The organism is Carnobacterium sp. AT7, from assembly GCF_000171855.1.
Lineage (GTDB): Bacteria > Bacillota > Bacilli > Lactobacillales > Carnobacteriaceae > Carnobacterium_B > Carnobacterium_B jeotgali.
Genome location: NZ_ABHH01000001.1, coordinates 91,323 through 117,538 on the forward strand (window position 1 = coordinate 91,323; position 26,216 = coordinate 117,538).

Sequence of the window (26,216 nt, forward strand, 5' to 3'; positions counted from 1 at the left end):
TTTCACCTCCTAGTAGCCCATTGCTTTTGCTTTTGTTACAACTTCTTCAATTCTTCCCACGTTACGGAAAGCATCTTCAGGTAAATGGTCGTAACGTCCATCAATAATTTCTTTAAATCCACGGACAGTTTCTTCAACAGGAACATATGAACCTGGTAGACCTGTAAAGGCTTCTGCTACATGGAAATTTTGTGATAAGAAAAATTGAATACGTCTAGCTCTAGACACAATAATTTTCTCATCTGCAGATAATTCATCCATCCCTAAAATAGCAATGATATCTTGCAATTCTCGGTAACGTTGCAATAATTGTTGTACTTCAGTAGCCACTTTATAATGTTCTTCTCCAACAATTTCAGGAGATAACGCACTAGATGTTGAGGCTAATGGATCCACCGCCGGGTAAATCCCTTGTTCAGTTAATTTACGTTCCAAGTTAGTTGTTGCATCTAAATGGGCGAAAACAGTTGCTGGCGCTGGGTCAGTATAGTCATCTGCTGGTACATAAATAGCTTGAATAGATGTGATAGATCCTTTGCTAGTTGAAGTAATTCGTTCTTGTAATTGTCCCATTTCTGTTGCTAAAGTTGGTTGATACCCAACAGCTGAAGGCATACGTCCAAGCAATGCAGATACTTCTGAACCTGCTTGAGTAAATCGGAAAATATTGTCAATAAATAACAATACATCTTGTCCTACTTCATCTCTAAAGTATTCAGCAATTGTTAAACCAGTTAATGCGACACGCATTCTAGCACCAGGTGGTTCATTCATTTGACCAAACACCATGGCTGTACGTTTGATAACGCCAGACTCTTGCATTTCAAAGTACAAGTCATTACCTTCACGAGTCCGTTCACCAACACCTGTAAAAACAGATATTCCACCATGTTCTTCAGCAATATTATGAATCAATTCTTGGATTAAAACGGTTTTGCCTACTCCGGCTCCACCAAATAGTCCGATTTTTCCACCTTTTAAGTAAGGAGCTAATAAATCGATAACTTTTATTCCAGTTTCAAGAATTGCAGTATTGCTGCTTAATTCATCAAATGTAGGAGCATTGCGATGAATTGGAAGACGTTTTGCATCCTCTGGGAATGGTTCTTTTTGATCAATTGTTTCTCCTAAAACATTAAACATACGTCCTAGCGTTTCTTCACCAACAGGGACAGAGATAGATTTTTCAGTGTCAATAACACTCATACCACGTTGTAATCCATCTGTTGATTCCATTGCAATCGTTCTAATAACGCCATTTCCTAACAACAGTGCTGTCTCTAAGACAACTGTTTGATTTTTACTCTTATTTTTTTCAACAATGAGAGCATTATTGATTTCAGGCATAGTATCGTTTATGGGAAATTCTACATCCACAACGGGTCCTATAACTTGAACAATATGACCAATACTCATTCATTTTCCTCCATTCACTTACTTAGACGCTGAAGCACCACTAATTATTTCTGTAATTTCCTCTGTTATAGCTGCTTGACGAGCACGGTTATAACGAATTGTTAAATCATCAATAATAGTCTTAGCATTATCGGTTGCGCCTTTCATTGCTGTCATACGTGCGGCATGTTCAGCTGCTTTTGCATCTAAAATAGCCCCGTATATTAAACTTTCAGCATATTGTGGCAATATAATATCTAAAATTTCTTCTTTAGAAGGTTCATAAATATAATCTTTTTTGTACTCTTTTGTTTCTGCCACATCTAAATCTGATAGTGGCAACATTTTTTCTGCTCTATACTGGAACATAATGGTATTTACATGATGATTGTAGCAAACGTACAACTCATCAAAAACTTCATTTTTGTACATCTCTGTTGCTGTTCTGGCAATCGTCCGTACTTCTTCAAAAGAAGGCTGGTCACTGATGTCATTCAACTCATACGCAACATTCATTCCTCTGGCTTTAAAGAAATCAGCAGCTGTTGAACCAACTGCCATAAATACGTATTCCTCTGGAGAAGTATGGTCTCTAGTAATCATATCAACTGTTGATTTAATGACTGAACTGTTGTACCCACCAGCTAACCCTTTATCTGAACTGATAACGATATATCCAGTTTTTTTGATTGGACGTTCTACCAACATATCATGAAAGTCGATATTAGACGGAGAATTTGTACCTATCATATTGTTTTCAATCAAAGCAAGTTGATTGTGAGCCAAATGAGTCACAATTTCTCTTACTTTTTGAGAATAAATTTGAAATCCAGCAGCTGTATCTTCAGCTTTAGATAATTTCGCACCTGATACCATTTGCATAGCGTTTGTAATTTGACTTGTCTTTTTTGTTGAACTTATCTTTTTTGTTATTTCATTTAAAGAGGCTGCCATTCTTCTTCACCGCCTTTAATTGGTTTGTCCACTGTTTGTATCGATTGAAGAGTCAATATAATTAGTGAAAAAATTAGTAATGAATTCATTGATAACAGCATCCAATTTTTCTGTTCTTGGCAAATCTTTAGTTTCAACGATTTCAGTTAAAATTTCAGCATGTTGATTATCTAAGAAATCATACAATTCATCTTCAAATCGACTTAATTCGCTTACCGGTACTGAATCTAAGAAACCATGTGTTAGAGCATATAAAATAATGACTTGTTTTTCAACATTTATAGTTTGATGTAATCCTTGTTTCAAAACTTCTACTGTTCTGTGACCACGATTTAATTTAGCTTGAGTAGCTGCATCTAAATCTGACCCAAATTGAGTAAAGGCTTCTAATTCACGGAAACTCGCTAAATCTAAACGCAATGTTCCAGCAACTTTTTTCATTGCTTTGATTTGAGCAGCTCCACCAACACGGGAAACTGACAGTCCAGCGGCAATTGCTGGTCGGATACCTGAGTAAAACAAGTCACTTTCTAAGAAAATTTGTCCATCGGTAATCGAAATAACATTTGTAGGGATATACGCAGAAATATCTCCTGCTTGAGTTTCAACAAATGGAATAGCAGTCATTGAACCACCACCTAGTTTATCACTCAATTTTGCTGCACGTTCTAATAAACGTGAGTGCAGATAAAAGACATCTCCCGGATAAGCTTCACGGCCTGGCGGACGACGCAATAAGAGAGACAATTCACGGTAAGCAGCGGCTTGCTTAGTAAGATCATCAAAAATAATCAAAACGTGTTTGCCGTTGTACATAAATTCTTCCCCAATAGCAGATCCAGCATAAGGAGCTATATATAGCAATGGAGCAGGTTGAGATGCACTTGCTGTCATTACAATTGTATAATCCATTGCGCCATGTTTTTTCAATGTTTCTACTTGATTACGGACAGTCGATTCTTTTTGTCCAATTGCTACATAAATACAAATTGTATCTTGCCCTTTTTGGTTTAAAATCGTATCAATTGCTAAACTAGTTTTCCCAGTTTTACGGTCACCAATAACCAATTCACGTTGACCACGACCAATAGGTACTAATGCATCAATTGCCTTGATACCTGTTTGTAGCGGTTCATTAACTGAATGACGATCCATTACTCCTGGAGCTTCAGCTTCAATTGGACGAGTTTTAGTTGTAACAATTTCTCCCAAACCGTCAATTGGTTGTCCAAGAGGATTTACAACACGTCCAATCATTGCTTCTCCAACAGGCACTTGCATGATGCGACCGGTACGTTTGACGATGTCGCCTTCACGAATACCAGTAAATTCTCCAAGGATAATAATCCCTACATCGTTTATTTCTAAATTTTGTGCCATACCAAAAGTACCATCAGCAAACTCCAACAATTCTCCTGACATCGCATTTTCTAATCCATAAGCACGAGCTATTCCATCACCTACGTAGCTAACTGTTCCTACTTCATCTATCACTAATTCACTTTGATAACTCGCAATTTGCTTTTTGATTAGTGAACTAATTTCTTCTGCTTTTACGCCCATAAATAACTCACCTCATAACTTCTTTTATCGAATCAATTGCTTTTCTAATGCTTCTAAGTTAGAACGAATACTGCCATCATAAACTTGACTTTCAGCTTCAATAACGACTCCGCCTAAAACATGTTTATCCACAATAGTATGCAATAATACTTTTTTGGCATCTAATTTTTGTTTCATAACGTCTATTAAACGTTCCTTTTGTTCATCCGTTAATTCGACTGCTGTAAAAACTTTAGCAACAACTGTTCTATTTTTGTAATCATAAATTTTTTCAAATTCATTTACGACATCTCGAATATCACTAATTAAGTTGTAATCATACAGCATATGAAAAAAGCTTTGCGTATTTATCCCAAACTGTTTAATCAAGTCTGAAAGAATGTGATCTCGTTTGTATTTTTCTAAGCGAGGATCTACTAAAATTGATCCTAAATTAGGAACTTCTTCTAAAACTTGACGAACATCCATCATATTATCAAATGCAACTTCAAGTGTTCCTTTTTCTTTAGAATCTTGATAAAAAGTTTCTGCAATTTGGCGATTATTCATATTTCTATTTAACTTCATTACTATTCGCCAACCTTTCAATATACTCTTCTATCAATTCAGCATGCCCTTCATTAGATAATTCTTTTCCAATCAATTTCTCTGCAATATCAAGAGAAAGACGACTGATATCATTTTGTGCACTTGCCAAAGCTTGTTTTCTTTCTAACTCAATTGCTTTTTTTGCTTCTTCTTTTAATCGAGCTATTTCTGCTTTAGCAGCTGCCAATTGTTCTCTTTCCAATTTGTCAGCTGAATCTCTGGCTTGTTCAATAATAGCACTTGATCTGTTACGTGTATCTTCTAGTTGTTGTTGTTGCACTTTAAGTAACCGCTCTGCCTCTAGCTTTTTTGCTTCAGCATCATCGATATTTCCTGCAATCAACTGTTCTCTTTTTTCCATCATTGCCATTAGAGGTTTCCAAGCAACCATCTTCAGTACCAGCATTAATAGTAAAAATGAGACTAAAGTAACGATTGAATCTCCAGCTGTTATTTGTCCTATAACCATTGGACTACCCATTTCCCACACTCCTTCACCTAAACCTTAATGTTGCTTTAAAAGAACAGGCAGAGAGATTAGTGTTCCTCTACCTGTTAATTTTGAACGTTCATTATTTTAATTATTTTTATTGGAAAACTAAGATAAAGGCGATAACAACTGCCATGATTGGAATGGCTTCTACTAAACCAACCCCGATATACATTAATGTTTGTAATTGACCTTTCATTTCTGGCTGACGTGCGATTGATTCGATTGTTTTTGCTACAACTTTACTTGAACCAAGTGCTGCTCCTATTGCTGCACCTGCTACTGCGATTGCTGCTCCTATTAAACCCATAATTCATTTTCCTCCTATATAAATATCATTTTATTTTTTCTTCAATAACTGTTCTTAGTTTGATTAACTTAAGATGCTTCTTTTGTATGCTCTGTACTCTCTTCGTGTTCAACCTTATGGGAAAGATAAACCATCGTCAATGTTGTAAAAACAAAAGCTTGTATGCTTCCGATGAATATGGAGAATCCTTGCCATGCCATTTCCAAAGGAATTCCAACTATCCAAGTGAATATTCCTTTGCTTTGAGCTAATGAAGCTATTAATCCAAGTAATATTTCTCCTGCATAAATATTTCCATAAAGACGTAAAGCTAGAGTTAACGTATTTGTAAACTCTTCAAAAATTTTAATTGGAAATAAGAAAGGAACCGGTCTAACAAAACTATTCATGAAGTAGTTTTTGACTCCTTGTTCTTGCACTCCAAAATAATGTGTCATAACGATTACCATAGCTGCTAGTGTTAATGTAATCACTGGATCAGCAGTCGGACTTTTCCACATTTGGTAATCATCAATTATCAGCATTAGAGGCAGTCCCATCATATTTGAAACAAATACAAAGGTTAAAATAGTAAAACCTAATAGCCTGAATTTTTCTGATTGTTTCTTGGACATCGCACTTGAAGCGATACTCCCAGTAAAATCAACCACCCATTCTATAAAATTTTGTTTCCCCGTTGGCTTTACTTGTAAATTTCTCGTACAAATAAACGCAATCAAGAACACAATCACGCACGCTGATACTGTTACGATTGTATTGGTGACATTAAAATCTAAACCAAACAATGTAACAATCGGATTTTCGTGATCCACAACGTTCACCTCTTTCCATAATTAAAATCTATAATTGCAAACAGCGAAATTAAAAAACACGTCTTGCGAAAACTGTTGTTTCGACTAATTTCACATGCTCATTTTAGCATATACTAGCTTTCTTTCCTATTCAAATGGATTAAGTAAAATGTACTTCGATTCATTTTAGAATGTAAAAAATACTGACTAATCCCTAAAATAAATTCTCTTTTTTCACTGGCATTTGCTATCATACCACCATTCGATTTAAAATACAAAAGAAAATGAAAAACAATTTTATTTTTCATTAAATCACTACTACTAAACGTTTTCAACGGTTTTCCCTATTAATATTATCGCTCAAATTCTAAAATCTGAACGTTTTTTTGACTAGACAAATTTCATTCTCGTCTAATTCTCATTTATCCAAATGACAAATTTAAGGTGCTATTTTATGTCTTAATATATTAATCAGTTTTTTTATTTGTTATTTCCTTCACTAAATCCGCTTTTTTTGCTATTTTTCCTATTTAAATACCTTGATATATGTATTTGTTTTCTAAAAGCAAAATACAACCTACTCATTTTTGTCATTTCATTTAATTAGTTTTGTGCTTTTCATTTAAATCCATTAAATAAAATGAATGGAATGATAATTTCGTTATTTTTTTATAATTTAAGTTCTCTTACTAAAGATAAATAAAAAAAAGTTTTGAACCGAAAGTACTCGGGTTCAAAACTTTTTTTAGTATCACTTATAAGTAAAATATAATTGTTCTGTTATTGGTATTACATTGTACCGAATAATCGATCGCCAGCGTCACCTAAACCTGGGATGATGTAGCCATTTTCATCTAAACGTTCATCTAAGGCTGCAGTATAAATTTCTACATCAGGATGTGCTTGTTCTAAAGCTGCTACACCCTCTGGAGCTGCGACTAGACAGACAAATTTAATCGTTGTAGCACCACGTTTTTTCAATGAATCAATCGCTGCAATAGCTGATCCACCTGTGGCAAGCATTGGGTCAACCACTAATAATTGACGTTCATTGATATCAGATGGTAATTTAACAAAATACTCTACCGGTTCTAATGTTTCATGGTCACGATACATTCCTACGTGTCCAACTTTTGCTGCAGGAATTAAATCTAACATTCCGTCAACCATACCTAATCCAGCTCTTAGAATTGGAATAATCGCAACTTTTTTACCAGCTAATTCTTTTTGAATCGATTTTACTAAAGGAGTTTCAATTTCTACATCTTGTAAAGGCATATCTCTAGAAACTTCAAATGCCATCAAGCGTGCAATTTCATTAACTGCTTCTCTAAAGTCTTTCGTACCGGTATTCTTATCGCGAAGAATGGTTAATTTGTGTTGAATCAATGGATGATCCATAACTTGAACTTTCGACATTATATTCAGCCCTCATTTTTTATTATTTTTCAAACATTTCTATTGTAAAGGATATTCGCGCTTAGTGCTACCTTTTTGACCCTTTTCTTTTATATTTTACTTACTTCTTTGTTTTTTAAAAGTTTTTTACATTTTTGACTCGTATAAAGGGTGGTCAGCTGTCAATTGATGAACTTTCATTTGAATAGCGGTCATTTTTTCAATATCCCCATTAGCTGTCAATGTTTCAATAATCAGTTCTGCAACTTTTTTAGAATCTTCTTCGTCAAACCCACGTGTTGTAATAGCAGGTGTCCCAATTCGAATTCCACTTGTTTTAAAAGGGCTTAAGGTTTCAAACGGAATCGTATTTTTATTAACAGTAATGCTAACTTTGTCTAAGAGTACTTCTGCTTCTTTGCCATTCAAACCAAAGTTTGTTACATCAAATAACAATAAGTGATTATCTGTTCCGCCACTGATTACATGACCTTTAGACGCATTTAAAACGGTTTCCATTGCTTTAGCATTTTTTATGATTTGAGCAGCATAACTTTTAAACTCTGGAGCAGATGCTTCTTTAAAGGCAACAGCTTTAGCTGCAATAACGTGTTCTAATGGTCCACCTTGAATTCCAGGGAAAATAGCACTATTTAGTGCTTTACGGTATTTTTCTTTAGCTAAAATCATACCCCCACGTGGTCCTCTTAAGGTTTTATGCGTAGTTGTAGTGACGATATCTGCATACGGAACGGGATTTTGATGTAATCCTGCCGCAACTAATCCAGCAATATGAGCCATATCAACCATTAAGTATGCTCCAACTTCATCTGCTATTGCTCTAAATCGTGCAAAATCAATTTTTCTAGAATAAGCACTCGCTCCAGCAATAATTAATTTTGGTTTATGTTCAACAGCTAAAGCTCGAATCACTTCATAATCGATTTGTTCTGTCTCTTTTTCTACACCATAAGAAACAAAATCATAAGTTTTACCGCTAAAGTTTACCGGTGACCCATGCGTCAGATGCCCGCCATGTGTTAAATCCATTCCTAATACAGTATCTCCAGGAGACAAAATAGCGTTAAGAGCAGCCATATTTGCACTAGAACCTGAATGGGGTTGAACATTAACATAGTCTGCTCCAAAAAGTTTCTGCGCACGTTCAATAGCCAGATTTTCAACGACATCAATAAATTCGCAGCCACCATAATATCTTTTCCCAGGATAACCTTCTGCATATTTGTTGGTTAGAATGCTTCCTTGTACAGCTAATACAGCTTCAGATACAAAGTTTTCTGAGGCAATTAATTCAATGTTTTGCTCTTGACGATTGCTTTCTTTTTCAATGGCATCGAATACCTCTTTATCAAAATATTTATCGTTCATCATCTAACGGCCACATCCTTCAATAGTTTTAACATCCACTTACTTTATCATCTTGCTGTTTTACTGTTACTCAAAAAAATGATTCCCAGCTGCCTTTTTAAGCCGATTCATATAAGCTTCACCTAAACCCTTTTCGGCATAAGCTTGGGCTAAAATCACGGTTGCAGTTGTTTTTTCAAAATACCTTAATCCTGAGTATAACAATCTTGCAGCATCATTGACATTTTTATTTTCACCTAAAGAATAGGTTGCACTAACATTCTTTTGAAAGTGGTCAACGATTGCTTGCTCTGCCAAAAGCCCAACTTTTTCGCCTTGTTTTTGATAGGTTTCAATAGCCTTTTGCCACACATCATGGTTCCCATCAACAATTACTACGGCTTCATTCGGACTGTAATGCTTGTATTTCATACCGGGAGCTTTAGGCACTTCGTCACTTGATATCAAATGGCGATCGACATAGACAGTTCCAATGATCTGTTCTAGCGCTTCTTTTGTCGTCGCTCCTGGTCTTAAAATTGTTGGCCTAACTGGATCTGTCACGTCTAAAACGGTTGATTCTAGCCCTACACCTGTTTCGCCATCATCCAACACACCTGCTATTTTCCCTTTTAAATCATGGAAAACATGTCCTGCAGTTGTCGGACTCGGTTTACCAGAAGTATTGGCGCTTGGTCCAACAAGAGGTTTTCCAGTTTCACGAATCAGCTGTAAGGTTAATGCGTTATCTGGCATACGCATTGCTACACTGTCTAAGCCAGCTGTAGCGGTAGGTGCAAAAGCTTGCTCCTTAACTTTGAAAATCAATGTCAATGGACCTGGCCAAAATGTTTCCATCAATTTACTAGCTACTTCAGACACTTCCACTACATACTGCTCAACTTCTTCGATTGCTGAGACATGTACGATCAATGGATTATCACTCGGTCTACCTTTTGCTGAATAAACTTTTTTTACTGCAGCTTCATTTGTGGCATCTGCTCCTAATCCATAAACGGTTTCTGTGGGAAAAGAAATCAATTCACCCTGTTGCAGTTTGAGAGCAGCTTTTAACACCTCTGAAGGTCGATATATAATAGTTTCCACAATCATTCCTCCGTTCATTTCAAAAAACTTATTTTATTTAGTTGCTAGCATTAGATTTTTTAGATAGTTTTAACTCGAATCAATCGGTCATTTCCACTCATGTCTTTTCCAATAGCCACTTCAGCCTTGGGAAAAGCCTGTTGAAATATTTCCTGAACACTTTTTCCTTGTTTAAATCCAATTTCCAATAAGATTTCACCGCCAGGATTCAAAATAGCTGGCGTCTCTTTAGCTAATCTTTGATAAATGGCTAACCCATTGTTTTCTGCAAATAAAGCTAGGTGTGGTTCGTAATGCAGAACACTTTCATCCATATAACCAACTTCATCAGTTGAAATATAAGGCGGATTCGAAATAATAACATCGAATGTTTCCTTTTTTACTGGTTCTGTTAAATCGCCTTCCAACAATCGAACCTCTGCACTTAATGATTCCGCATTTTCTTTAGCTACTTTTAATGCTTTAGAAGACAAATCAGTTGCAGTGACATCAAAAAGTGGGCGTTCTTTTTTGATTGTAATGCCAATGATTCCTGTTCCCGTTCCAATATCCAAAACCGTTAATTTTTGATTTGTGCTAGTTTCCTTTAAAAAAATGTCCACGATTTCTTCCGTTTCAGGTCGTGGAATCAAGGTATCTTTTGTTACTTTAAACTTACGGTCGTAAAACCATCCATACCCTACTATCTGTTGTACGGGTATTCCTGAGCCATGATCAGATACATCTTTTAATAGTTGGTGCTTCACCTCAGAGGGAATCTCTTCATTTAAATGCAGCATAACGTCTGTTTTAGACCAGTCTTGGCGTTCTCTTAGTAAAAGTTCTGCAGCAAAGGGCTCTCTCTTACAAGTTTCTAAAAAAGAAGAAGCCCATTTCAGGACTTCTCTATACGTTGTCTTACTCTTCATGTTGCAATTGCTCCATTTTAGCTGTTTGCTCATTCAAAACTAACGCATCAATAATTTCATCTAATTTACCAGAAAGAATTTGATCTAATTTTTGAATCGTCAAACCAATCCGGTGATCAGTTACACGACTTTGTGGGTAATTGTACGTCCGAATTCGTTCTGAACGATCTCCTGTTCCAATAGCTGATTTTCGTTCAGCATCGTATTCGCTTTGGGCAGCTTGTTGGATATGATCGTATACTCGAGCACGCAATACTTTCATCGCTTTCTCACGGTTTTTAATTTGCGAACGTTCATCTTGCATCGCGACAGCAATTCCTGTAGGTAAATGCGTCAATCGAACGGCAGAAGCTGTTTTATTAACGTGCTGTCCGCCGGCTCCACTTGCGTGATAGATATCTGTCCGAATATCTTTATCAGGCAAATCTAATTCAACTTCTTCAGCTTCCGGCATAACCACTACAGTTGCTGTTGATGTATGGATACGACCTTGTGATTCCGTTGATGGGACACGTTGAACGCGGTGAGCGCCGTTTTCATATTTCAATTTAGAATAAACATTGTCTCCAGTAATCATTAAGGTAATTTCTTTGTATCCACCGATACCTGTAATGTTGGCATCTAACACTTCTGTCTTCCAACCTTGCGCATCAGCGTATTTTTGATACATATTAAATAGTGTACCAGCAAATAATTGTGCTTCGTCTCCACCCGCTGCTCCTCTAATTTCCATGATGATATTGCGATCATCATTTTCATCTTTAGGCAACATTAAGACTTTCATTTTTTCTTCAATTTCTGTTTTCTCTTTCTTTAAATCATTTAATTCTTCTTTAGCCATTTCAGCCATCTCAGAATCTAGTTTTTCTCCCAGCATATCTTCTGTATCAGAAATATCTTGTTCCACTTCTTTATACCGACGATACGTTGCTACTGTTTCACGAATAGCTGCTTCTTCTTTTGTTAATTTCATCAATCGTTTAGTATCACTAACAACCTCTGGGTCACTCAATAATTCATTTAATTCTTCATAACGTCCTTCAACGCTTTCTAATCTATCAAACATAGTTAGTCTCCTTTTCTTCTAAGCCTATTGCATCGTTGTGTCATTTACTGTAGTTCATTCACAACACCAAGAACGCTACAAATCGCCCTTCAATAGCGGATTGAAGTAATGTTTACGACAAACTGGGAAATAACTTTCATTGCCCCCTATTTGAATTTGTTCTCCTGAATAAACAGGTTTGCCATCGATCATACGCATGTTCATTGTTGCTTTTTTATGACAATACCAACAAATGGTTTTCATTTCTTCGATTTTGTCTGCGTACAGCAACAAATATTCTGATCCTTCAAACAATTCGTTTTTGAAATCATTTTTCAATCCAAATGCCATAACCGGAATATCTAGTTCATCTACAATATGAGCAAGTTGAAGTACATGCTCTTTTGTCAGAAATTGTGATTCATCGATTAATACACAAGCAGGCGCATTTTCTAATGCTTTTATGGTTTCAAAAACATTTGTTTCCTCAAATATAGCGATACCTTCACGTCTTAACCCAATGCGACTTGACACAATACCAATCTCATCTCGGTCATCTAGTCCACTTGTCATGATTGCCACAGGTTTGTTTTGTTCCTCATAATTGTATGCTACTTTTAAAATTTCAATCGTTTTGCCGCTGTTCATTGCTCCGTATTTAAAAAATAGTTGGGCCATCTTGTTTTTCCTCTTTTCTCTCGTAGGAATCCATTATGAATTATACGTTATAACCAACCAAAAGTGAAGCCTCTGTATTGACTTTATAATAGAGGAATCTTACACAAATTGTTAGAAAAGAAATTAAAATTCCTTTTAAATGAACAAGTTAGGCAATTTTTAACAATTTCACAAGAAATATATGCTAGAATATCAAAGTAGCAATAAAAGTATTTTTAGTAATTGGAGGAAACTCAATTGAGTATACGTAGTGCATTTGCCATTGCAGTAGGAAGAACAACTAGATGGGGACTTCATACTTTCCTTAAAGGTGGAAGTAGTTACCCAGGTCAGCTAACACAAAAACTGGATCCCACTGTATTAGGTACATTATCAAGAAATTATGATGTGGTTATCGTTACTGGTACAAACGGTAAAACATTGACAACTGCTTTAACTTATCAAGTTTTGAAACAAAAATATCCAGAAATTATCACGAACCCCACTGGAGCAAATATGTTGCAAGGAATTATTTCAACTTTTCTTGAACATCATTCTTACACCAAAAACAGTGAGAAGAAAGCCGCCGTTCTTGAAGTAGACGAAGCGAGCTTGATTCATGTAACAAAATACATTAAACCTAAAGCGATTATTTTTACAAACGTCTTCCGTGACCAAATGGATCGGTATGGTGAAATTTACACGACTTACCAAATGATGCTAAATGGTGCAGCTCTAGCTCCGAATGCTTTAATCGTTAGTAATGGAGATGCTCCGATTTTTAATTCTAAAAAAACCGTAAATAAACGCGTTTACTTTGGTTTTGATCACCTTCCAGACGGCGAACTAAAAGCTCACTACAATACAGATGGTGTATTGTGCCCGAATTGTAATAATATTTTGCATTATAAATTCTTAACTTACAGCAATCTTGGAAAATACTATTGTCCAAATTGCGATTTCAAACGTCCAGACTTAACGTATCGTTTAACAGGCTTGACTCATATGGATCACGAATCTTCTCGTTTTGAAATTGAAGGTGAAGAATTTGAAATTAAAATCGGCGGACAATACAATATTTATAATGCTTTAGCAGCTTATAGTGTTGGGCGCATTTTGGACGTTTCTACTGATCAAATTCGTGCTGGATTTGCCGCTTCAAAACGTGTTTTCGGACGTCAAGAAGTGATTCAAATTGACGACAAAGAAGTGACCATCAACTTGGTGAAAAATCCGGTTGGGTTAAATCAAGTATTAGAAATGATCAAACTTGATCCAGAACCGATCTCTCTTGTTTCTATTTTAAATGCAAATTATGCGGATGGAACAGATGTCAGCTGGATTTGGGATGCAGACTATGAACAAGTTGCCGAGATGGGTTTAAAACAAGTAACTGTAGGCGGCGAACGTGTAGAAGATATTACCGCACGTTTAGAAGTAGCCGGTATTCCTGAAGAAGAACTTCAAGTTATTCCGAGTATTCCTGAAATAATCAACAGTTTTAAACATGCACCAACGAAAAAAGTATACGTATTGGCTACCTATACTGCTGTCTTACAATTGCGTAAAGAATTAGCTAATCAAGGATATATTGAAGGAGGTATGTAAGATGATTGAATTAACGGTTTGCCATCTTTATGGTGATTTACTAAATACTTACGGAGATAATGGCAACTTATTGATGTTAAAACACCGTGCAAAAAAAAGAGGCGTTCAATTTAATATCGAAATCGTTAGTTTAAATGACTCTTTTGATGCTGACAAATACGATTTAGTTTTCTTTGGTGGCGGACAAGATTTTGAGCAACGAATTGTTTCAAGAGATATTCAAGCTAAAAAAGAGGCCATCACTGAATACATTGAAAATGATGGTGTTACAGTTGGCATTTGCGGTGGTTTTCAATTATTAGGTCATTACTATGTTGATGCTGCAGGAAATCGACTAAACGGTATTGGTGCTTTGAACCACTACACATTAAATCAAGATAACAATCGCTTTATTGGCGATATTATCATCAAAAATGATGAGTTTGGCGAAACCTATAAAGGATTTGAGAATCACAATGGCCGCACTTTCCTTGGTGAAGGGGTTAAGCCTTTAGGTATAGTTGAAACGGGTTATGGCAATAATGGCGAAGATAAAACGGAAGGTGCTCATTACAAACAAACGTATTGTTCTTACTTCCATGGTCCTTTATTAGTGCGTAATACCGCATTAACGGATCGAATTTTAAAAGAAGCAGTCAAAAAACGATTCCCTAAAGAAGCAGAAGAATTATTTGATATTTGATGAGATAAAAAGAACCTGAAAAATGAGTAGTTCATTTTTCAGGTTCTTTTTTTGCTCATTTAGGAGTTGCACATCTTAGTTGTTTGATGCAATAATTTCTAAATTGCCTTCTATTGTCCATTCTTTGATATCAGTTGGTAAGATTAGGTGCGTCCCTTTTTTCAATAGATACTCTCCTGCTTCGACAATCAATTTACCATTTCCTGCTAATACGCTGACAAGGGTGTACGGAGCTGTTGCAGTAAAGGTTGTCGTTCCATTTACTTCCCATTTGTAGACATCGAAAAATGACGTTTTCACAAAAGTTGTAATGGTCGCATCTTCTTGTTTTTCCGTTTTCATTTCAGGAGTCGGATCAACGTGTGGAACTGTTGTCACATCGACAGATTGTTTGACGTGTAATTCTCTTAAATTTCCTTGATCGTCTTTACGGTCATAATCGTATACGCGATAAGTTGTATCACTAGATTGTTGGGTTTCAAGAATCGTAATTCCTCCACCAATCGCATGAATTGTTCCACTTGGTACGTAGAAAAAGTCGCCTTTTTTTACTTTAATGCGGCGCAATAAATCATCCCATTTACCTTCAAGAATCATTTGCTCTAATTCTTCTTTTGTTTGAGCATGATGTCCGTAGATAATTTCTGAACCTTCGTCAGCATCAATGACATACCAACATTCCGTTTTGCCCAATTCCCCTTCGTGCTCCATACCGTATTGATCATCCGGATGAACTTGAACGGATAGCTCATCTGCAGCATCTAAAATTTTTGTTAACAAAGGAAAGACTTCTCCCTTTGCATTTCCAAATACTTCACGATGTTGATCCCAAACTTCAGCTAGCGTCATATCTTTATAAGGACCATTTTCCACTAAGCTTGGTCCATTAGGGTGCGCACTGATTGCCCAAGCTTCTCCAGTTTTATCACTTGGCAAATCATACCCAAATACTTCACGTAACTTTTTGCCACCCCAGATTTTTTCTTGTAAAACAGGTTTTAATAGTAACGGTTCATTCATTATTTTTGCTCCTCCTAAAATCCAATTAGTGATTCATTGCTTCTTTTTCAGTTAAATAACATTCTACTAAACGATCTCGCTGGTTAAGGTAATCAGATTTATTAGTATTCGTTGGATGAACGCGATTTGATAAAAATACAAACGCTTCTTTTCCTAAAATATCTAATACTATAAATGTGCCTGTAAATCCAGTATGAAACAAATAGTTTTTTGTGCCTCTAGTTTTCAAATCCCATCCTAAAGACCGGTTTAACTTGCCAGTAGGCGTCCAATCTCCTAATAATGATAGCACAGTTTTTTGATTAAGAATACGTTTTCCATTTAGTTCTCCTTGATTCAGCATCATTTGGCTAAAGGTTAAGCAATCCGTTAACGTCGAGAATAATCCAGCGCTCCCACAATGATCTCCCAGTATATACGCTTTTGGATCATGGACTTCGCCTCTAATCATTCCTCTTTTTGAATTCCATTCAGTTGGAACACACATTTCTTTGTCGCGAGGATGATACGATGAATCGTTTAAATTCAATGGTCCACTGATTCGGTTAGCAAAAACATTAACTAGAGTAGTTTTTTCAATCGCTTCAATAATAAAGCCTAGTAAAATGAATCCCGTATCTGTATAACGCACTTCTTTATCAAAAATCTTTCCTACGGGCAAATGAAGAATAGCTTCTTTCAACTCGCTAGCGGATAAAGCATCTCGGTTGGGAATATACCCTTCTATTCCAGAAGTATGAGTCAGTAAATGCCTTAGCGTTACTTCTTTAGAGGGAAAATCGGTCAAATAATCGCTGACTTTATCAGCTGGATCCAATTTTTCTTCTTGCCACAGTTGCAAGATAATCGTTGTTGTTAAAAGTACTTTAGTTAACGAGGCGATATCATACAGCTGATTTTCTTTAAGGGCTTCTCTATTTGGAACAATAGCAGATAATCCTTCACGGTACGTTGCTTGTTCATTATTTTTGATAAAACCAAAACTTGCTCCAGGAATGACTTCGTCTTCTACTAATTGTTGAATAACATTTATTGTTTTGGGATACATCCTCTTATCCTTTCTGCTATTTTTTTATTGATGCTAAATTCATTTCTTCATAATCCATTATAATGGAACAACTCATTTACATCCACATTGAGTTTAGTCGCTTAGTTAGGACAAATAAAAAAAGCCGACAGACTAGCTGGCGACTTACTAACTAATTATTTAGTTGTGGTAACTTTAATGGCTATTCCATTCGTATCTTCTAAAAAAAGAGTTGTTGATGCTTCATCTAGTTGATAGACATAACTTTTTGCATCAAGATTTGCTTTTACTTGTAATAATTCATCTGTTGAGGCAACAATAATCGTAAAATAATCTAACCCTCTTAGGCCTTTTTGAGCGGGTGGAATGTTTTTCCCTGCCCATACGTTAGCTCCGATTTGATGATGATACTCACCTGCTGCGAAGAATTTAGCGTGCGGTCCAAACTTGAATTTCAAATCAAATCCTAGAACATCTTTGTAGAAATTTTCGGTTTCTTCTAATTCAGCTACAAATAAATGAACGTGTCCCATATAGGTTCCTTTAGGCATTCCTTGAAATTCTTGCTTAGCTTCGGCAATGACACCTTCTGCATCCATTTGTTCAGTTACTCCGGCGATTTGACCGTCTTCTCTGATATCCCACATTGATTTTGGTTTATCAACGTAAATTTCAATTCCATTGCCTTCTGGATCATCTAGATATAAAGCTTCGCTGTATCCATGGTCACTTGCACCAGTCAAAGGATATTTTGATACTAAAATATGATACAAAATTTCGCCTAGGTCTTTACGTGTCGGCAATAAAAAGGCCAAATGGTATAATCCAGTTGCTTTTGGTTTTTCTCCAGCTGGAGCAACCGGTTGTAATTCTAACAAGACTTGCTCATCATCAACTGCTCCCAATTGCAGCAATTGCTCATTTTCATTTTTTACGTCTAATCCAATAACAGTGGTATAGAAATTTTTCATATTCGCCATATTTTCGACATTCAATACAACTTTTCCAATAATGGTCTTCTCTGATAAAGTCATTTAGTTATTCCTCTTTTCATTTTTACTTTTATTATATTATTTTTTTAAGATGCTAAATTCACTTACTTTTAATAAGTATACATGGAAACCCATTTATTTACAAGTCTTTTTAACCGAACGCATCCTGATTTTGATTTTTTCACCAAATTCATCACTAAATAAGTTGTTTTCACTTAATTTTTGTTTTTTCGTCACACTTTTTTCATAATTGGCTACTATACTTTAAATATACCAAAACAACAAACCAACTTTTTCATATTTCTTTTTTACTCCTCCAAAGTAAAAAGAAACCTTACCCTTTCCACTTTAGCTTTCCCGCTAAAGTGGTTTTTTTTTACAAAAGACAAAAAAACGATTAGTGCCATTTTGGCAATAATCATTTTTTATTTGGGCTTTTATTTGATAAATCCCTTTTTATTTAAAAAAAGGGATTGGTTCTTTTTTCATAGCCAATAGTTGTTTCATCTCCATGACCTGGATAAACTCGCATGTCATCCGGCAAAGTAAGCAGTTGCTCTTTGATCCCTTTTAATAAAGCTGCTGGATCGCTACCTGTTAAATCGGTTCTTCCAACACTTCCTTTGAATAATGCATCGCCAGAAACGACAAAATCAGCAAATACAAAACTGACTCCACCAGGTGAATGTCCTGGCGTTGGGACAACTTTAAACTGAAATCCTTCGATATCATATGTCTTAAATAGTTCAAATTCGTATTCAGCAGGCTCAGCTGTAAAGGGGTGTCCTGAGTTAATTGAAAGATTTAAAATAGCGTTACCTAGCCAAGCTTGTTCTAAATCGCTAACGTATACTGGAATAGTATACGTTTTTCTAACTTCTTCTAACGCACCAATATGATCATAGTGTGTATGCGTTAATAAAATAGCTGTAGGTGTCACATTTAATCGATCTAATACTTTTTTTATCGCAACAAATTCATCTCCAGGATCTACGATTAGCGCTTTACCTTCTTGATACACCACGTAACAATTTTCTTCAATTCTTCCAGTTATTATTCTTTCAATTTGTGTCATATATTGATCTCCTTTTCATATTGCAGTCTATAGTTGTAGTTTAGCAGATTTCACTAAAAACAACAGACACTGATTAGACAACTTCTTGTTGGACAAATTGACTGTTGTATAAATCAGCGTAAAAACCCTTTTGAGCCATTAACTCATCGTGAGTTCCAGTTTCGATTACATCTCCATGATCCATCACAATAATATTATCAGCATCACGAATCGTTGAAAGACGGTGAGCCACAACAAAACTAGTTCTGCCTTTTAATAATTTCCTCATCGCTTTTTGAATCAATACTTCGGTTCTGGTATCCACACTTGACGTAGCTTCATCTAAAATTAAAATCTCGGGATCAGCTAGAAAAGCCCGTGCAATCGTAATTAACTGTCTTTGACCTGCTGAGAGATTGCTTGCTTCTTCATTAAGAATGGTCTCATATCCATGAGGTAATTTCCGTACAAAATCATCGACGTGAGCTGCTTTAGCCGAATTGTAGACACGTTCGTCATCTTGACCATATACTGCGCTTCCGTATCGGATATTATCAAGGACTGTTCCATTAAATAACCATGTATCTTGAAGAACCATGGCAAAACGTGAGCGCACTTCTTCTCTTGAAAAGTCTCGCGTATCAACACCATCAATCTTGATGCTGCCACCACTAACGTCATAAAAACGTTCTAACAAATTAATTAGAGTTGATTTGCCCGCTCCAGTTGGACCTACAATAGCAACCATTTGCCCTTCTTCAACATTTAAATTGAAATCTTTCATCAATAACGGTTCATCTTTTCCACCATAACCAAATTGAACATGCTCAAATTGAACTTTGTATGGTGAATTTGGTATTGGTTGAATAGAAGCTGATTCATCTGTCATTTCTTCTTCATCTAGCACTTCAAAAACGCGTTCAGCTGAAGCAACTGTAGCTTGAATCATATTAATCAAATTGGCCATCTCACGAATAGGCTGATTGAATTGATTGGAATATTGTAACATGGCTTGGACATTTCCTAATGTTACTGTCCCATTAGCTACAAAAACACCCCCTACAACGGCAACAACTAGATACCCTAAGTTACGTACGAAAGCCATCAACGGCATGATGAGTCCAGATAAAAACTGTGCATTTCGTGACGCTTGATAGAGTTGATCATTTTTCTCTTCAAATGTTTTGATTTCTGTTTCTTCATGGTTATAAGATTTTACTACCACGTGCCCTGAATAGGTCTCTTCAACTTGATTGTTCAAGATTCCTAAACTTTTTTGTTGCGCCGCAAAAGACTTTTGCGATCTTGGAGCGATCAATCCAATCACTAGCGCACTTATAGGAACAGTGATTAACGTCACTAACGTTAAGGTTCCACTAATGGTCAACATCATGTACAGAACAGCAAAAAAGGTAACCAGACTATTGACAAACTGCGTAAGGGTTTGTTGGAGAGTATTAGCAATTTGGTCCATATCATTTACTGCGCGAGACATGATATCTCCGTTTGAATGCGTATCATAGTAATTCATTGGAACACGGTTCATCTTAGCTTTTAAATCTTTTCGTAAATCATAAACCGTCCGCTGAGCTACACGAGTCATAGTAAATTGTTGGAAGTATCTAAAGATGGCAGAAAGAATATAGAAGACTGCAACGGTGAATAAGATACGCGCAATCAAATCAAAATCGATTGGCAAGACCGCGACAGATTGCCCGGCTTGTCGCAATTTCATTCCTTCGACTACCCCATTAAAAATTTCAGTTGTGGCTTCCCCTAAAATTTTTGGCGTTTGTGTTTGCAATACAATAGCAATGATAGCTAAGGCAAACACAGCGATAATGGCTATTAAACGAGTAGACATGTAACTAAGCAATCTTCTTAGTGTTCTCCAGAAATTTTTCGGTTTAATAGCACGAAGAGGCTTTGTTGAATCAGTACTGTTCTTACTCATTACATCTCCTCCTCTTTCATTTGCGACTCCATAATTTCTTGGTACGTTTCATTGGTTTTTTTCAACTCTTCATGTGTCCCTTTTCCGACCATTTTGCCTTCTTCTAAAACAATGATGGTATCGGCTTGAATAACAGAACTGATTCTTTGAGCAATAATGACGACTACCGCATGCTTTGTTTCTGGGAGCAAAGCTTTTCGCAAAGCTACATCAGTTTTAAAATCAAGTGCTGAAAAAGAGTCATCAAAAATCAATATATCTGCTTTCGTGATTAACGCTCTAGCGATACTTAAGCGTTGCTTTTGTCCACCAGAAAAGTTCCCGCCGCCTTGTTCGACCCCTGCATCTAAACCTTTAGGTAATTTTGATACAAAGTCGGCGGCTTGAGCGATTTCTAAAGCATGCCATATTTCTTCATCTGTTGCGTCCGGTTTTCCATATTGCATATTTTCACGAATCGTTCCGGTAAATAATAATGCTTTTTGAGGCGCATAGCCTGTAAAGCTGCGCAGTTCGGTTTGTTTCATTTGTCGTATATCTACGCCATTGATTTTGATACTTCCTGATTCAATATCATAAAAGCGGGTGATTAAATTCGCAATAGTTGATTTACCAGAACCCGTTCCACCAATAATGGCAATGACTTCACCTTTCTTGCCTTCAAAATCAATGCCTTCCAATGCTGGTTTTTCTGCTCCTGAATAACGATAAGTAACCTGTTCAAAAGATAATGAACTACCGTTTTCTTTTTGAACCGTCAATGGGATTTCGGGGTCCTTTATCTTACTTTCCATGGCTAGCACTTCATTGATACGCGCTGCTGAAACTTGCCCACGAGGAATAAAGACGAACACCATTGCTAGCATCATAACACTCATTAGAATTTGCATTGCATATGTCATAAAAGTAACCAAATTTCCAACTTGCATATCCCCAACACTAATATATTCTCCACCAAACCAAATGATTGAAATGTTTGTTGCACTTATAATCAACGTCATAATTGGCAGCATAAAACTCATAATGGTCTGTGCTTTAATTGAGGTATTCGCATAGTCTTTATTGGCTTCATCAAAACGTTTTGTTTCAGAATCATTGCGATTAAAAGCACGGATAACACGGACACCTGTTAATCCTTCGCGAAAAACTAGATTTAAACGGTCTGTTTTCTTTTGAAGCGATTTGAAATAAGGAACGGCGAAATACATAATAATACCAATAAAAATAGCTAATATAGGAATGATATAAATGAAAATCTCAGCTAATTTCGGTTCACGATTATACGCTAATAGACCTGTCCCAATAAGCATGATTGGAGCCATGATCATCATTCTCAACATCATCATCGTGACTAATTGAATCTGCTCAACATCATTTGTTGTTCGTGTGAGTAATGAAGATGTTCCTAATTTGTCAATTTCATCATTAGAAAAATACGTTACTTTTCGATAAATCTCGCTACGCAATGTTTTTCCTAATTTTTGCGACTGTTGTGCAGCGAAGTACACATTTATAATAGCTGCTACAATACTAAGAAGAGAAAAGCCTAACATTTTCACTCCTACAGAAATAATGTAGTCTACATCCCCTGTTGACACGCCATTATCAATAATATCCGCTGTTAGTGTAGGGAGATACAAATCTCCTATCACTTGGATAATCATAAATACAACAGCACCGAAAACAGCCCAGTAATTTAATTTTTTTGCTAGTTTGATCATTTAGCTTCCTCCTCGAGTTGTTTTCAATGCCTGATCTCTAATTTCTTTTTTTTTTAAGTCATCTATTAATTATATGGGACAACTGACCCTTTTTCAAATATCTGCAACTTCTTTTCGAGATCTATTGTCTTAGTGAATTTGTATCTTGCTGTTTAAGTGCAACTTTAGTACTATTATTTAAGGAACGCTAAAGAAAAGGTTCTCAAAAAAGCCGAAAGAAGGATTCTATTTATGACAAAATTATTAATTGTTCGTGCCCATCCATTAGATAGCGAGATTTCTCGTTCTATGCAAGTTACAGATGCTTTCGTAAACTCGTATATTGCAAATCATCCTGAAGAACACATTGAAGACATTAATTTATATGACTTAGCTGTTCCTGATATTGATCGCGACTTATTACAAGCTTGGTCTGAACTTGGCAGTGGAACTGCTTTTGATGAATTATCTGAAGCTAAACAACAAAAAATAACTTTATTTAATGGCTACACAGACGGATTTTTGGATGCTGATAAAATCGTTATTGCAAATCCATTATGGAACTTAAATGTTCCTGCTCGCTTAAAAGCTTGGGTGGATACGATTACTGTAGGTGGAAAAACCTTTAAATACAACGAAAAAGGCGAAGCTGTTGGTCTTGCTGGAGACAAAAAAGTTCTTCATATTCAAGCAAATGGTGGCGTTTATGGTGGAAAAGACCCCGCCAATCAATATTTAAAAACGATTTTAAATTACATCGGTATCACTGATTTCCAAGAATTATTTGTTGAAGGTATGGATTATGCGCCTGATAAAGCAGCGGATATTATGGCTGAAGGAATAGAAAAAGCTACTGCCTTAGGAAAAACATTTTAAACATGACTTTATCAACTGAAACTGATAAGAAAAGCCTGTAACGGTTTTTCTTTTCAGTTTTTTTGTATTTAGTTCCTTTCTTTTGTAGCATTGCCTAAAAAGAGCTACACTGAAATTAAGATGACTACTCCAAACAGAAAGAAGGAAGGAACAAATGAAAGAGACACCGTTAGAACAGACAACGAAAATAGAACCACAATTGATTGAATTCCGTAGATTATTGCATTCAGAACCCGAATTGAGTGAGCATGAATTTAAAACACAAGAAAAAATCATTGCTAAACTGGAAGAATTTGGCATTCCTTACAGAAAAGTAGGAAAAACATCAACGATTGCTACAATAAAAGGCAAAAGTGCTGGAAAAACTGTTGCTTTGCGTTCAGATATTGATGCGTTACCGATTAATGAAGATTTAGATTTGGATTTCCAATCAACTAATCCTGGTGTGATGCACGCATGTGGTCATGACGCTCACACTACAATGGCCATGGGAGCTGCAAAAATTTTGAATGAAGTTAAAGATACTTTTGATGGTGAAGTACGCATCTTCTTCCAAGAAGCAGAAGAAACTTTTGAAGGAGCTAAAAAAATTGTAGCTGATGGAGGAATGGAGGGAGTCGATGCTGTGTTCGGTATGCACAATTACAATACGATTGCGTCTGGTTCTTTTTATTCAGGACCTGGTGACTTATTCTCAGGATGTGATACTATTTATGTCACTTTCACCGGCAAATCTGGCCATGGTGGAACTCCCCAACTAGGCAAAGATTCTTTCACACCGGCAGCTCAATTTGCCCTTGATCTGCAACAAATCATTGCTAAAAACGTCGATTCACGAAATCCAGTCGTCTTTAATATCGGTCGTTTCACCAGTGGAACTAAAGCAAATATTGTTCCAAAAAAATCAAAAATGGATATTTCGATGCGCTACTTTGATGAAGATAGCCGTGACCTTACTCATGAAGCCTTGAAACGTCACGCTCAGCATTTTGCAGAGATGTACGAAATCACAGTTGATGTAACGATTGAGCCGAGTACACCTCCAACAAAAAATGATGCTGCTCTAGCAAAAATTGCTACCAATGCTGGAATGAAAGTATTTGGTTCAGATAAGGTTACAGAGTTTCCAAGAGCAATGAATTCCGAAGACTTTTCTTATTATTTAAAAGAAGCTCCTGGTGTTTATGGCATCATTGGAATTTACAATGAAGAAAAAAACACCACTTACGCTCCTCATGATGATCACTTTGAATTGGATGAAGATATTTTAAAATTAGGTGCCGCGTGGCATGTAGAATTTGCTTTAGCATTTTTAGGAACCACTAGCAAATAAAGTGAAAAATAATTATTCAACCCATACAGCGACTGTTTTAAAAGAACCTTTTTATAGAATAATCCGCTTTGCTTGTACAAATCTATGGGAACATTATAGGCTGAGAGAACTTGCCTTAGACACTTCAGACTAAAAAAGTCTTGTACCGATTTTAAACGGTACAAGACTTTTTTTAATCTTTTTCTTTTTTACTTGCAACTACAAGAGGTGATGGAGCGGGATTATCATCACTTTCGTATAATCCACTATAGTCCTTATACCATCTGAAAAAATGAACAACAATAACTTTTAAGATTGCATATCCAGGAATACCCAAAATAACACCAGGAACACCAAATATTTTTCCAGCAGAAAGCAAAACAATGATAATCGTTAGCGGATGAATTTCTAAATTATTCCCTAGGATTTGTGGTTGGATAACTCTTCCTTCAATCGTTTGCTCAATAGCAAAAACGATTAGAACTTTGATTAACATACTTGGAGAATCTACTAAAGCAATTACAATTGCAGGTACAGTAGCTAAAAACGAACCTAAGTAAGGTATCAAATTCAAGAAGCCCGCCAATACACCCAATGTTACAGCATACTCTAATCCAATGCTTGCAAATCCTATCCAAAACATAAGTCCGACAAAAAAAGCTACCATTAACTGTCCACGTATATATTGACTAATTTGTGTATTGATTTCAGTTAATAAGCGATAGGTGCCACCTCTCATTTTTGATGGTATCATTTTCATCACATGATAAGGCAGACTTTTTCCATCTTTTAATAAGTAAAAGAGAATAAAAGGCATCGTGATGATTGCAATCACAACATTGGTCAACGCCCCAACTACACTTCCAATACTGGTAAAAGTTGTATCTAGGACACTGTTGGCTTGATCTGAAACGTTAGATAATAAGTTCGCATTTAAATCAGTCAATCGTGTCTGAAATTCAGATAGCACATCGCTTCTTAGCCAACTATCTATTTGAAAAACAATATTATCCCAATAGATAGGCCAATTTTCAATAATACTAATCGTTTGTTCTTGGATAATTGGAATCAATGTAGTGATACCCCATACAATTAAAGCACCAATTACAATGAAAATCCAAGCTATTCCTAACACACGTGGAATTTTTTTCCGTTCCATCCAGTCAACCAAAGGATTAACCAGGTAATACAAGATTCCTGCAAATATAATTGGCATTCCAATTACACTCAAAAAATCTCCAATTGGTGAAAACAAGTGCGCAACTTTTGAAAATATTAATAGATTCAAGAAAATCAAAAGCGAAATGAATAAAATAGAAACTACTTTATTGTTCAAAACCCATTTCCAAAACCAGGTTACTTTTTCGATGGTTTTTACTTTTATTTTTTCTTCACCCATACGTCCATCCCCTCTGGC

24 protein-coding genes are annotated in these 26,216 nt (G+C 36.1%); 4 read left to right on the forward strand and 20 right to left on the reverse strand.

The window, feature by feature from the left end:
- Nucleotides 1-9 precede the first annotated feature (9 nt).
- The 13 genes from atpD to CAT7_RS00485 form a co-directional block, all read right to left on the reverse strand.
- On the reverse strand, nucleotides 10-1,416 hold the full coding sequence (atpD, locus tag CAT7_RS00425) for a F0F1 ATP synthase subunit beta (RefSeq protein WP_007720700.1): 1,407 nt from the start codon (nucleotides 1,414-1,416) through the stop codon (nucleotides 10-12).
- A gap of 18 nt (nucleotides 1,417-1,434) precedes the next feature.
- On the reverse strand, nucleotides 1,435-2,349 hold the full coding sequence (locus CAT7_RS00430; RefSeq protein ID WP_007720703.1) for a F0F1 ATP synthase subunit gamma: 915 nt from the start codon (nucleotides 2,347-2,349) through the stop codon (nucleotides 1,435-1,437).
- A gap of 15 nt (nucleotides 2,350-2,364) precedes the next feature.
- On the reverse strand, nucleotides 2,365-3,912 hold the full coding sequence (gene atpA, locus CAT7_RS00435) for a F0F1 ATP synthase subunit alpha (protein WP_007720705.1): 1,548 nt from the start codon (nucleotides 3,910-3,912) through the stop codon (nucleotides 2,365-2,367).
- A 24-nt stretch (nucleotides 3,913-3,936) separates the two neighbouring features.
- Nucleotides 3,937-4,479 (reverse strand): ATP synthase F1 subunit delta, encoded by a 543-nt coding sequence (gene atpH, locus CAT7_RS00440; protein ID WP_007720706.1) that lies wholly within the window; start codon nucleotides 4,477-4,479, stop codon nucleotides 3,937-3,939.
- A complete protein-coding gene (gene atpF / locus CAT7_RS00445; protein WP_007720709.1) occupies nucleotides 4,466-4,981 on the reverse strand; it encodes a F0F1 ATP synthase subunit B in 516 nt (171 codons plus the stop codon). The genes atpH and atpF overlap by 14 nt, the downstream gene beginning before the upstream one ends.
- Before the next feature lie 106 nt (nucleotides 4,982-5,087).
- The gene (atpE, locus tag CAT7_RS00450; RefSeq protein WP_007720713.1) at nucleotides 5,088-5,300 is read right to left on the reverse strand and encodes a F0F1 ATP synthase subunit C; all 213 of its coding nucleotides are present in this window, start codon (nucleotides 5,298-5,300) and stop codon (nucleotides 5,088-5,090) included.
- 68 nt (nucleotides 5,301-5,368) lie between these two features.
- The gene (gene atpB / locus CAT7_RS00455; RefSeq protein ID WP_007720715.1) at nucleotides 5,369-6,112 is read right to left on the reverse strand and encodes a F0F1 ATP synthase subunit A; all 744 of its coding nucleotides are present in this window, start codon (nucleotides 6,110-6,112) and stop codon (nucleotides 5,369-5,371) included.
- A gap of 768 nt (nucleotides 6,113-6,880) precedes the next feature.
- On the reverse strand, nucleotides 6,881-7,510 hold the full coding sequence (gene upp / locus CAT7_RS00460; protein ID WP_007720720.1) for a uracil phosphoribosyltransferase: 630 nt from the start codon (nucleotides 7,508-7,510) through the stop codon (nucleotides 6,881-6,883).
- 126 nt (nucleotides 7,511-7,636) lie between these two features.
- On the reverse strand, nucleotides 7,637-8,881 hold the full coding sequence (gene glyA, locus CAT7_RS00465; RefSeq protein WP_007720723.1) for a serine hydroxymethyltransferase: 1,245 nt from the start codon (nucleotides 8,879-8,881) through the stop codon (nucleotides 7,637-7,639).
- 63 nt (nucleotides 8,882-8,944) lie between these two features.
- Entirely contained in the window at nucleotides 8,945-9,964 is a 1,020-nt protein-coding gene (locus CAT7_RS00470) for an L-threonylcarbamoyladenylate synthase (RefSeq protein WP_407390776.1), read from the reverse strand.
- A 59-nt stretch (nucleotides 9,965-10,023) separates the two neighbouring features.
- Nucleotides 10,024-10,872 (reverse strand): peptide chain release factor N(5)-glutamine methyltransferase, encoded by an 849-nt coding sequence (gene prmC, locus CAT7_RS00475; RefSeq protein ID WP_007720729.1) that lies wholly within the window; start codon nucleotides 10,870-10,872, stop codon nucleotides 10,024-10,026.
- Entirely contained in the window at nucleotides 10,862-11,938 is a 1,077-nt protein-coding gene (gene prfA / locus CAT7_RS00480; RefSeq protein WP_007720731.1) for a peptide chain release factor 1, read from the reverse strand. Before prfA ends, prmC begins: the two co-directional genes overlap by 11 nt.
- Nucleotides 11,939-12,013: 75 nt before the next feature.
- Nucleotides 12,014-12,595 carry a thymidine kinase gene (locus CAT7_RS00485; RefSeq protein WP_007720733.1) on the reverse strand — a complete coding sequence of 194 codons (582 nt, stop codon included), beginning with the start codon at nucleotides 12,593-12,595 and terminating at the stop codon, nucleotides 12,014-12,016.
- 237 nt (nucleotides 12,596-12,832) lie between these two features.
- Here CAT7_RS00485 and CAT7_RS00490 point away from each other — a divergent pair, with 237 nt between their 5' ends.
- Nucleotides 12,833-14,182: a Mur ligase family protein gene (locus tag CAT7_RS00490; protein WP_007720736.1), complete on the forward strand. Its 1,350-nt coding sequence runs from the start codon at nucleotides 12,833-12,835 to the stop codon at nucleotides 14,180-14,182.
- Nucleotide 14,183: 1 nt separating this feature from the next.
- Nucleotides 14,184-14,864 (forward strand): type 1 glutamine amidotransferase, encoded by a 681-nt coding sequence (locus CAT7_RS00495; protein WP_007720738.1) that lies wholly within the window; start codon nucleotides 14,184-14,186, stop codon nucleotides 14,862-14,864.
- A 75-nt stretch (nucleotides 14,865-14,939) separates the two neighbouring features.
- On the opposite strand, the gene manA is transcribed toward CAT7_RS00495, so the two are convergent.
- From manA to CAT7_RS00525, 6 genes are all read right to left on the reverse strand, one after another.
- Entirely contained in the window at nucleotides 14,940-15,884 is a 945-nt protein-coding gene (gene manA, locus CAT7_RS00500) for a mannose-6-phosphate isomerase, class I (protein ID WP_007720741.1), read from the reverse strand.
- Nucleotides 15,885-15,909: 25 nt separating this feature from the next.
- Nucleotides 15,910-16,932, reverse strand: coding sequence for a serine hydrolase domain-containing protein (locus tag CAT7_RS00505; RefSeq protein ID WP_007720744.1), 1,023 nt, complete (start codon nucleotides 16,930-16,932; stop codon nucleotides 15,910-15,912).
- Between the two features lie 155 nt (nucleotides 16,933-17,087).
- Nucleotides 17,088-17,945, reverse strand: a complete 858-nt coding sequence (locus CAT7_RS00510; RefSeq protein ID WP_007720747.1) for a VOC family protein — start codon at nucleotides 17,943-17,945, stop codon at nucleotides 17,088-17,090.
- A gap of 418 nt (nucleotides 17,946-18,363) precedes the next feature.
- A complete protein-coding gene (locus CAT7_RS00515) occupies nucleotides 18,364-18,978 on the reverse strand; it encodes an MBL fold metallo-hydrolase (RefSeq protein WP_007720750.1) in 615 nt (204 codons plus the stop codon).
- 73 nt (nucleotides 18,979-19,051) lie between these two features.
- A complete protein-coding gene (locus tag CAT7_RS00520) occupies nucleotides 19,052-20,911 on the reverse strand; it encodes an ABC transporter ATP-binding protein (RefSeq protein ID WP_007720753.1) in 1,860 nt (619 codons plus the stop codon).
- Entirely contained in the window at nucleotides 20,911-22,632 is a 1,722-nt protein-coding gene (locus CAT7_RS00525; RefSeq protein ID WP_007720756.1) for an ABC transporter ATP-binding protein, read from the reverse strand. The genes CAT7_RS00520 and CAT7_RS00525 overlap by 1 nt, the downstream gene beginning before the upstream one ends.
- Before the next feature lie 231 nt (nucleotides 22,633-22,863).
- Between CAT7_RS00525 and CAT7_RS00530 the strand changes: the two genes are divergently transcribed.
- Both CAT7_RS00530 and CAT7_RS00535 read left to right on the forward strand, forming a co-directional pair.
- Nucleotides 22,864-23,487: an NAD(P)H-dependent oxidoreductase gene (locus CAT7_RS00530; RefSeq protein ID WP_007720759.1), complete on the forward strand. Its 624-nt coding sequence runs from the start codon at nucleotides 22,864-22,866 to the stop codon at nucleotides 23,485-23,487.
- A 154-nt stretch (nucleotides 23,488-23,641) separates the two neighbouring features.
- On the forward strand, nucleotides 23,642-24,820 hold the full coding sequence (locus tag CAT7_RS00535; protein WP_007720762.1) for a M20 family metallopeptidase: 1,179 nt from the start codon (nucleotides 23,642-23,644) through the stop codon (nucleotides 24,818-24,820).
- 172 nt (nucleotides 24,821-24,992) lie between these two features.
- Here CAT7_RS00535 and CAT7_RS00540 read toward each other — a convergent pair whose 3' ends face one another.
- Nucleotides 24,993-26,198 carry an AI-2E family transporter gene (locus tag CAT7_RS00540; protein ID WP_035019303.1) on the reverse strand — a complete coding sequence of 402 codons (1,206 nt, stop codon included), beginning with the start codon at nucleotides 26,196-26,198 and terminating at the stop codon, nucleotides 24,993-24,995.
- Nucleotides 26,199-26,216: the final 18 nt, after the last annotated feature.

Coding starts and splice junctions, on each gene's coding strand:
- atpD (WP_007720700.1), bottom strand. CDS start 1,416: ATGAGTATTGGTCATATTGTTCAAGTTATAGGACCCGTTGTGGATGTA.
- CAT7_RS00430 (WP_007720703.1), bottom strand. CDS start 2,349: ATGGCAGCCTCTTTAAATGAAATAACAAAAAAGATAAGTTCAACAAAA.
- atpA (WP_007720705.1), bottom strand. CDS start 3,912: ATGGGCGTAAAAGCAGAAGAAATTAGTTCACTAATCAAAAAGCAAATT.
- atpH (WP_007720706.1), bottom strand. CDS start 4,479: ATGAAGTTAAATAGAAATATGAATAATCGCCAAATTGCAGAAACTTTT.
- atpF (WP_007720709.1), bottom strand. CDS start 4,981: ATGGGTAGTCCAATGGTTATAGGACAAATAACAGCTGGAGATTCAATC.
- atpE (WP_007720713.1), bottom strand. CDS start 5,300: ATGGGTTTAATAGGAGCAGCAATCGCAGTAGCAGGTGCAGCAATAGGA.
- upp (WP_007720720.1), bottom strand. CDS start 7,510: ATGTCGAAAGTTCAAGTTATGGATCATCCATTGATTCAACACAAATTA.
- glyA (WP_007720723.1), bottom strand. CDS start 8,881: ATGATGAACGATAAATATTTTGATAAAGAGGTATTCGATGCCATTGAA.
- prmC (WP_007720729.1), bottom strand. CDS start 10,872: ATGAAGAGTAAGACAACGTATAGAGAAGTCCTGAAATGGGCTTCTTCT.
- prfA (WP_007720731.1), bottom strand. CDS start 11,938: ATGTTTGATAGATTAGAAAGCGTTGAAGGACGTTATGAAGAATTAAAT.
- CAT7_RS00485 (WP_007720733.1), bottom strand. CDS start 12,595: ATGGCCCAACTATTTTTTAAATACGGAGCAATGAACAGCGGCAAAACG.
- CAT7_RS00495 (WP_007720738.1), top strand. CDS start 14,184: ATGATTGAATTAACGGTTTGCCATCTTTATGGTGATTTACTAAATACT.
- manA (WP_007720741.1), bottom strand. CDS start 15,884: ATGAATGAACCGTTACTATTAAAACCTGTTTTACAAGAAAAAATCTGG.
- CAT7_RS00505 (WP_007720744.1), bottom strand. CDS start 16,932: ATGTATCCCAAAACAATAAATGTTATTCAACAATTAGTAGAAGACGAA.
- CAT7_RS00510 (WP_007720747.1), bottom strand. CDS start 17,945: ATGACTTTATCAGAGAAGACCATTATTGGAAAAGTTGTATTGAATGTC.
- CAT7_RS00515 (WP_007720750.1), bottom strand. CDS start 18,978: ATGACACAAATTGAAAGAATAATAACTGGAAGAATTGAAGAAAATTGT.
- CAT7_RS00520 (WP_007720753.1), bottom strand. CDS start 20,911: ATGAGTAAGAACAGTACTGATTCAACAAAGCCTCTTCGTGCTATTAAA.
- CAT7_RS00525 (WP_007720756.1), bottom strand. CDS start 22,632: ATGATCAAACTAGCAAAAAAATTAAATTACTGGGCTGTTTTCGGTGCT.
- CAT7_RS00530 (WP_007720759.1), top strand. CDS start 22,864: ATGACAAAATTATTAATTGTTCGTGCCCATCCATTAGATAGCGAGATT.
- CAT7_RS00535 (WP_007720762.1), top strand. CDS start 23,642: ATGAAAGAGACACCGTTAGAACAGACAACGAAAATAGAACCACAATTG.
- CAT7_RS00540 (WP_035019303.1), bottom strand. CDS start 26,198: ATGGGTGAAGAAAAAATAAAAGTAAAAACCATCGAAAAAGTAACCTGG.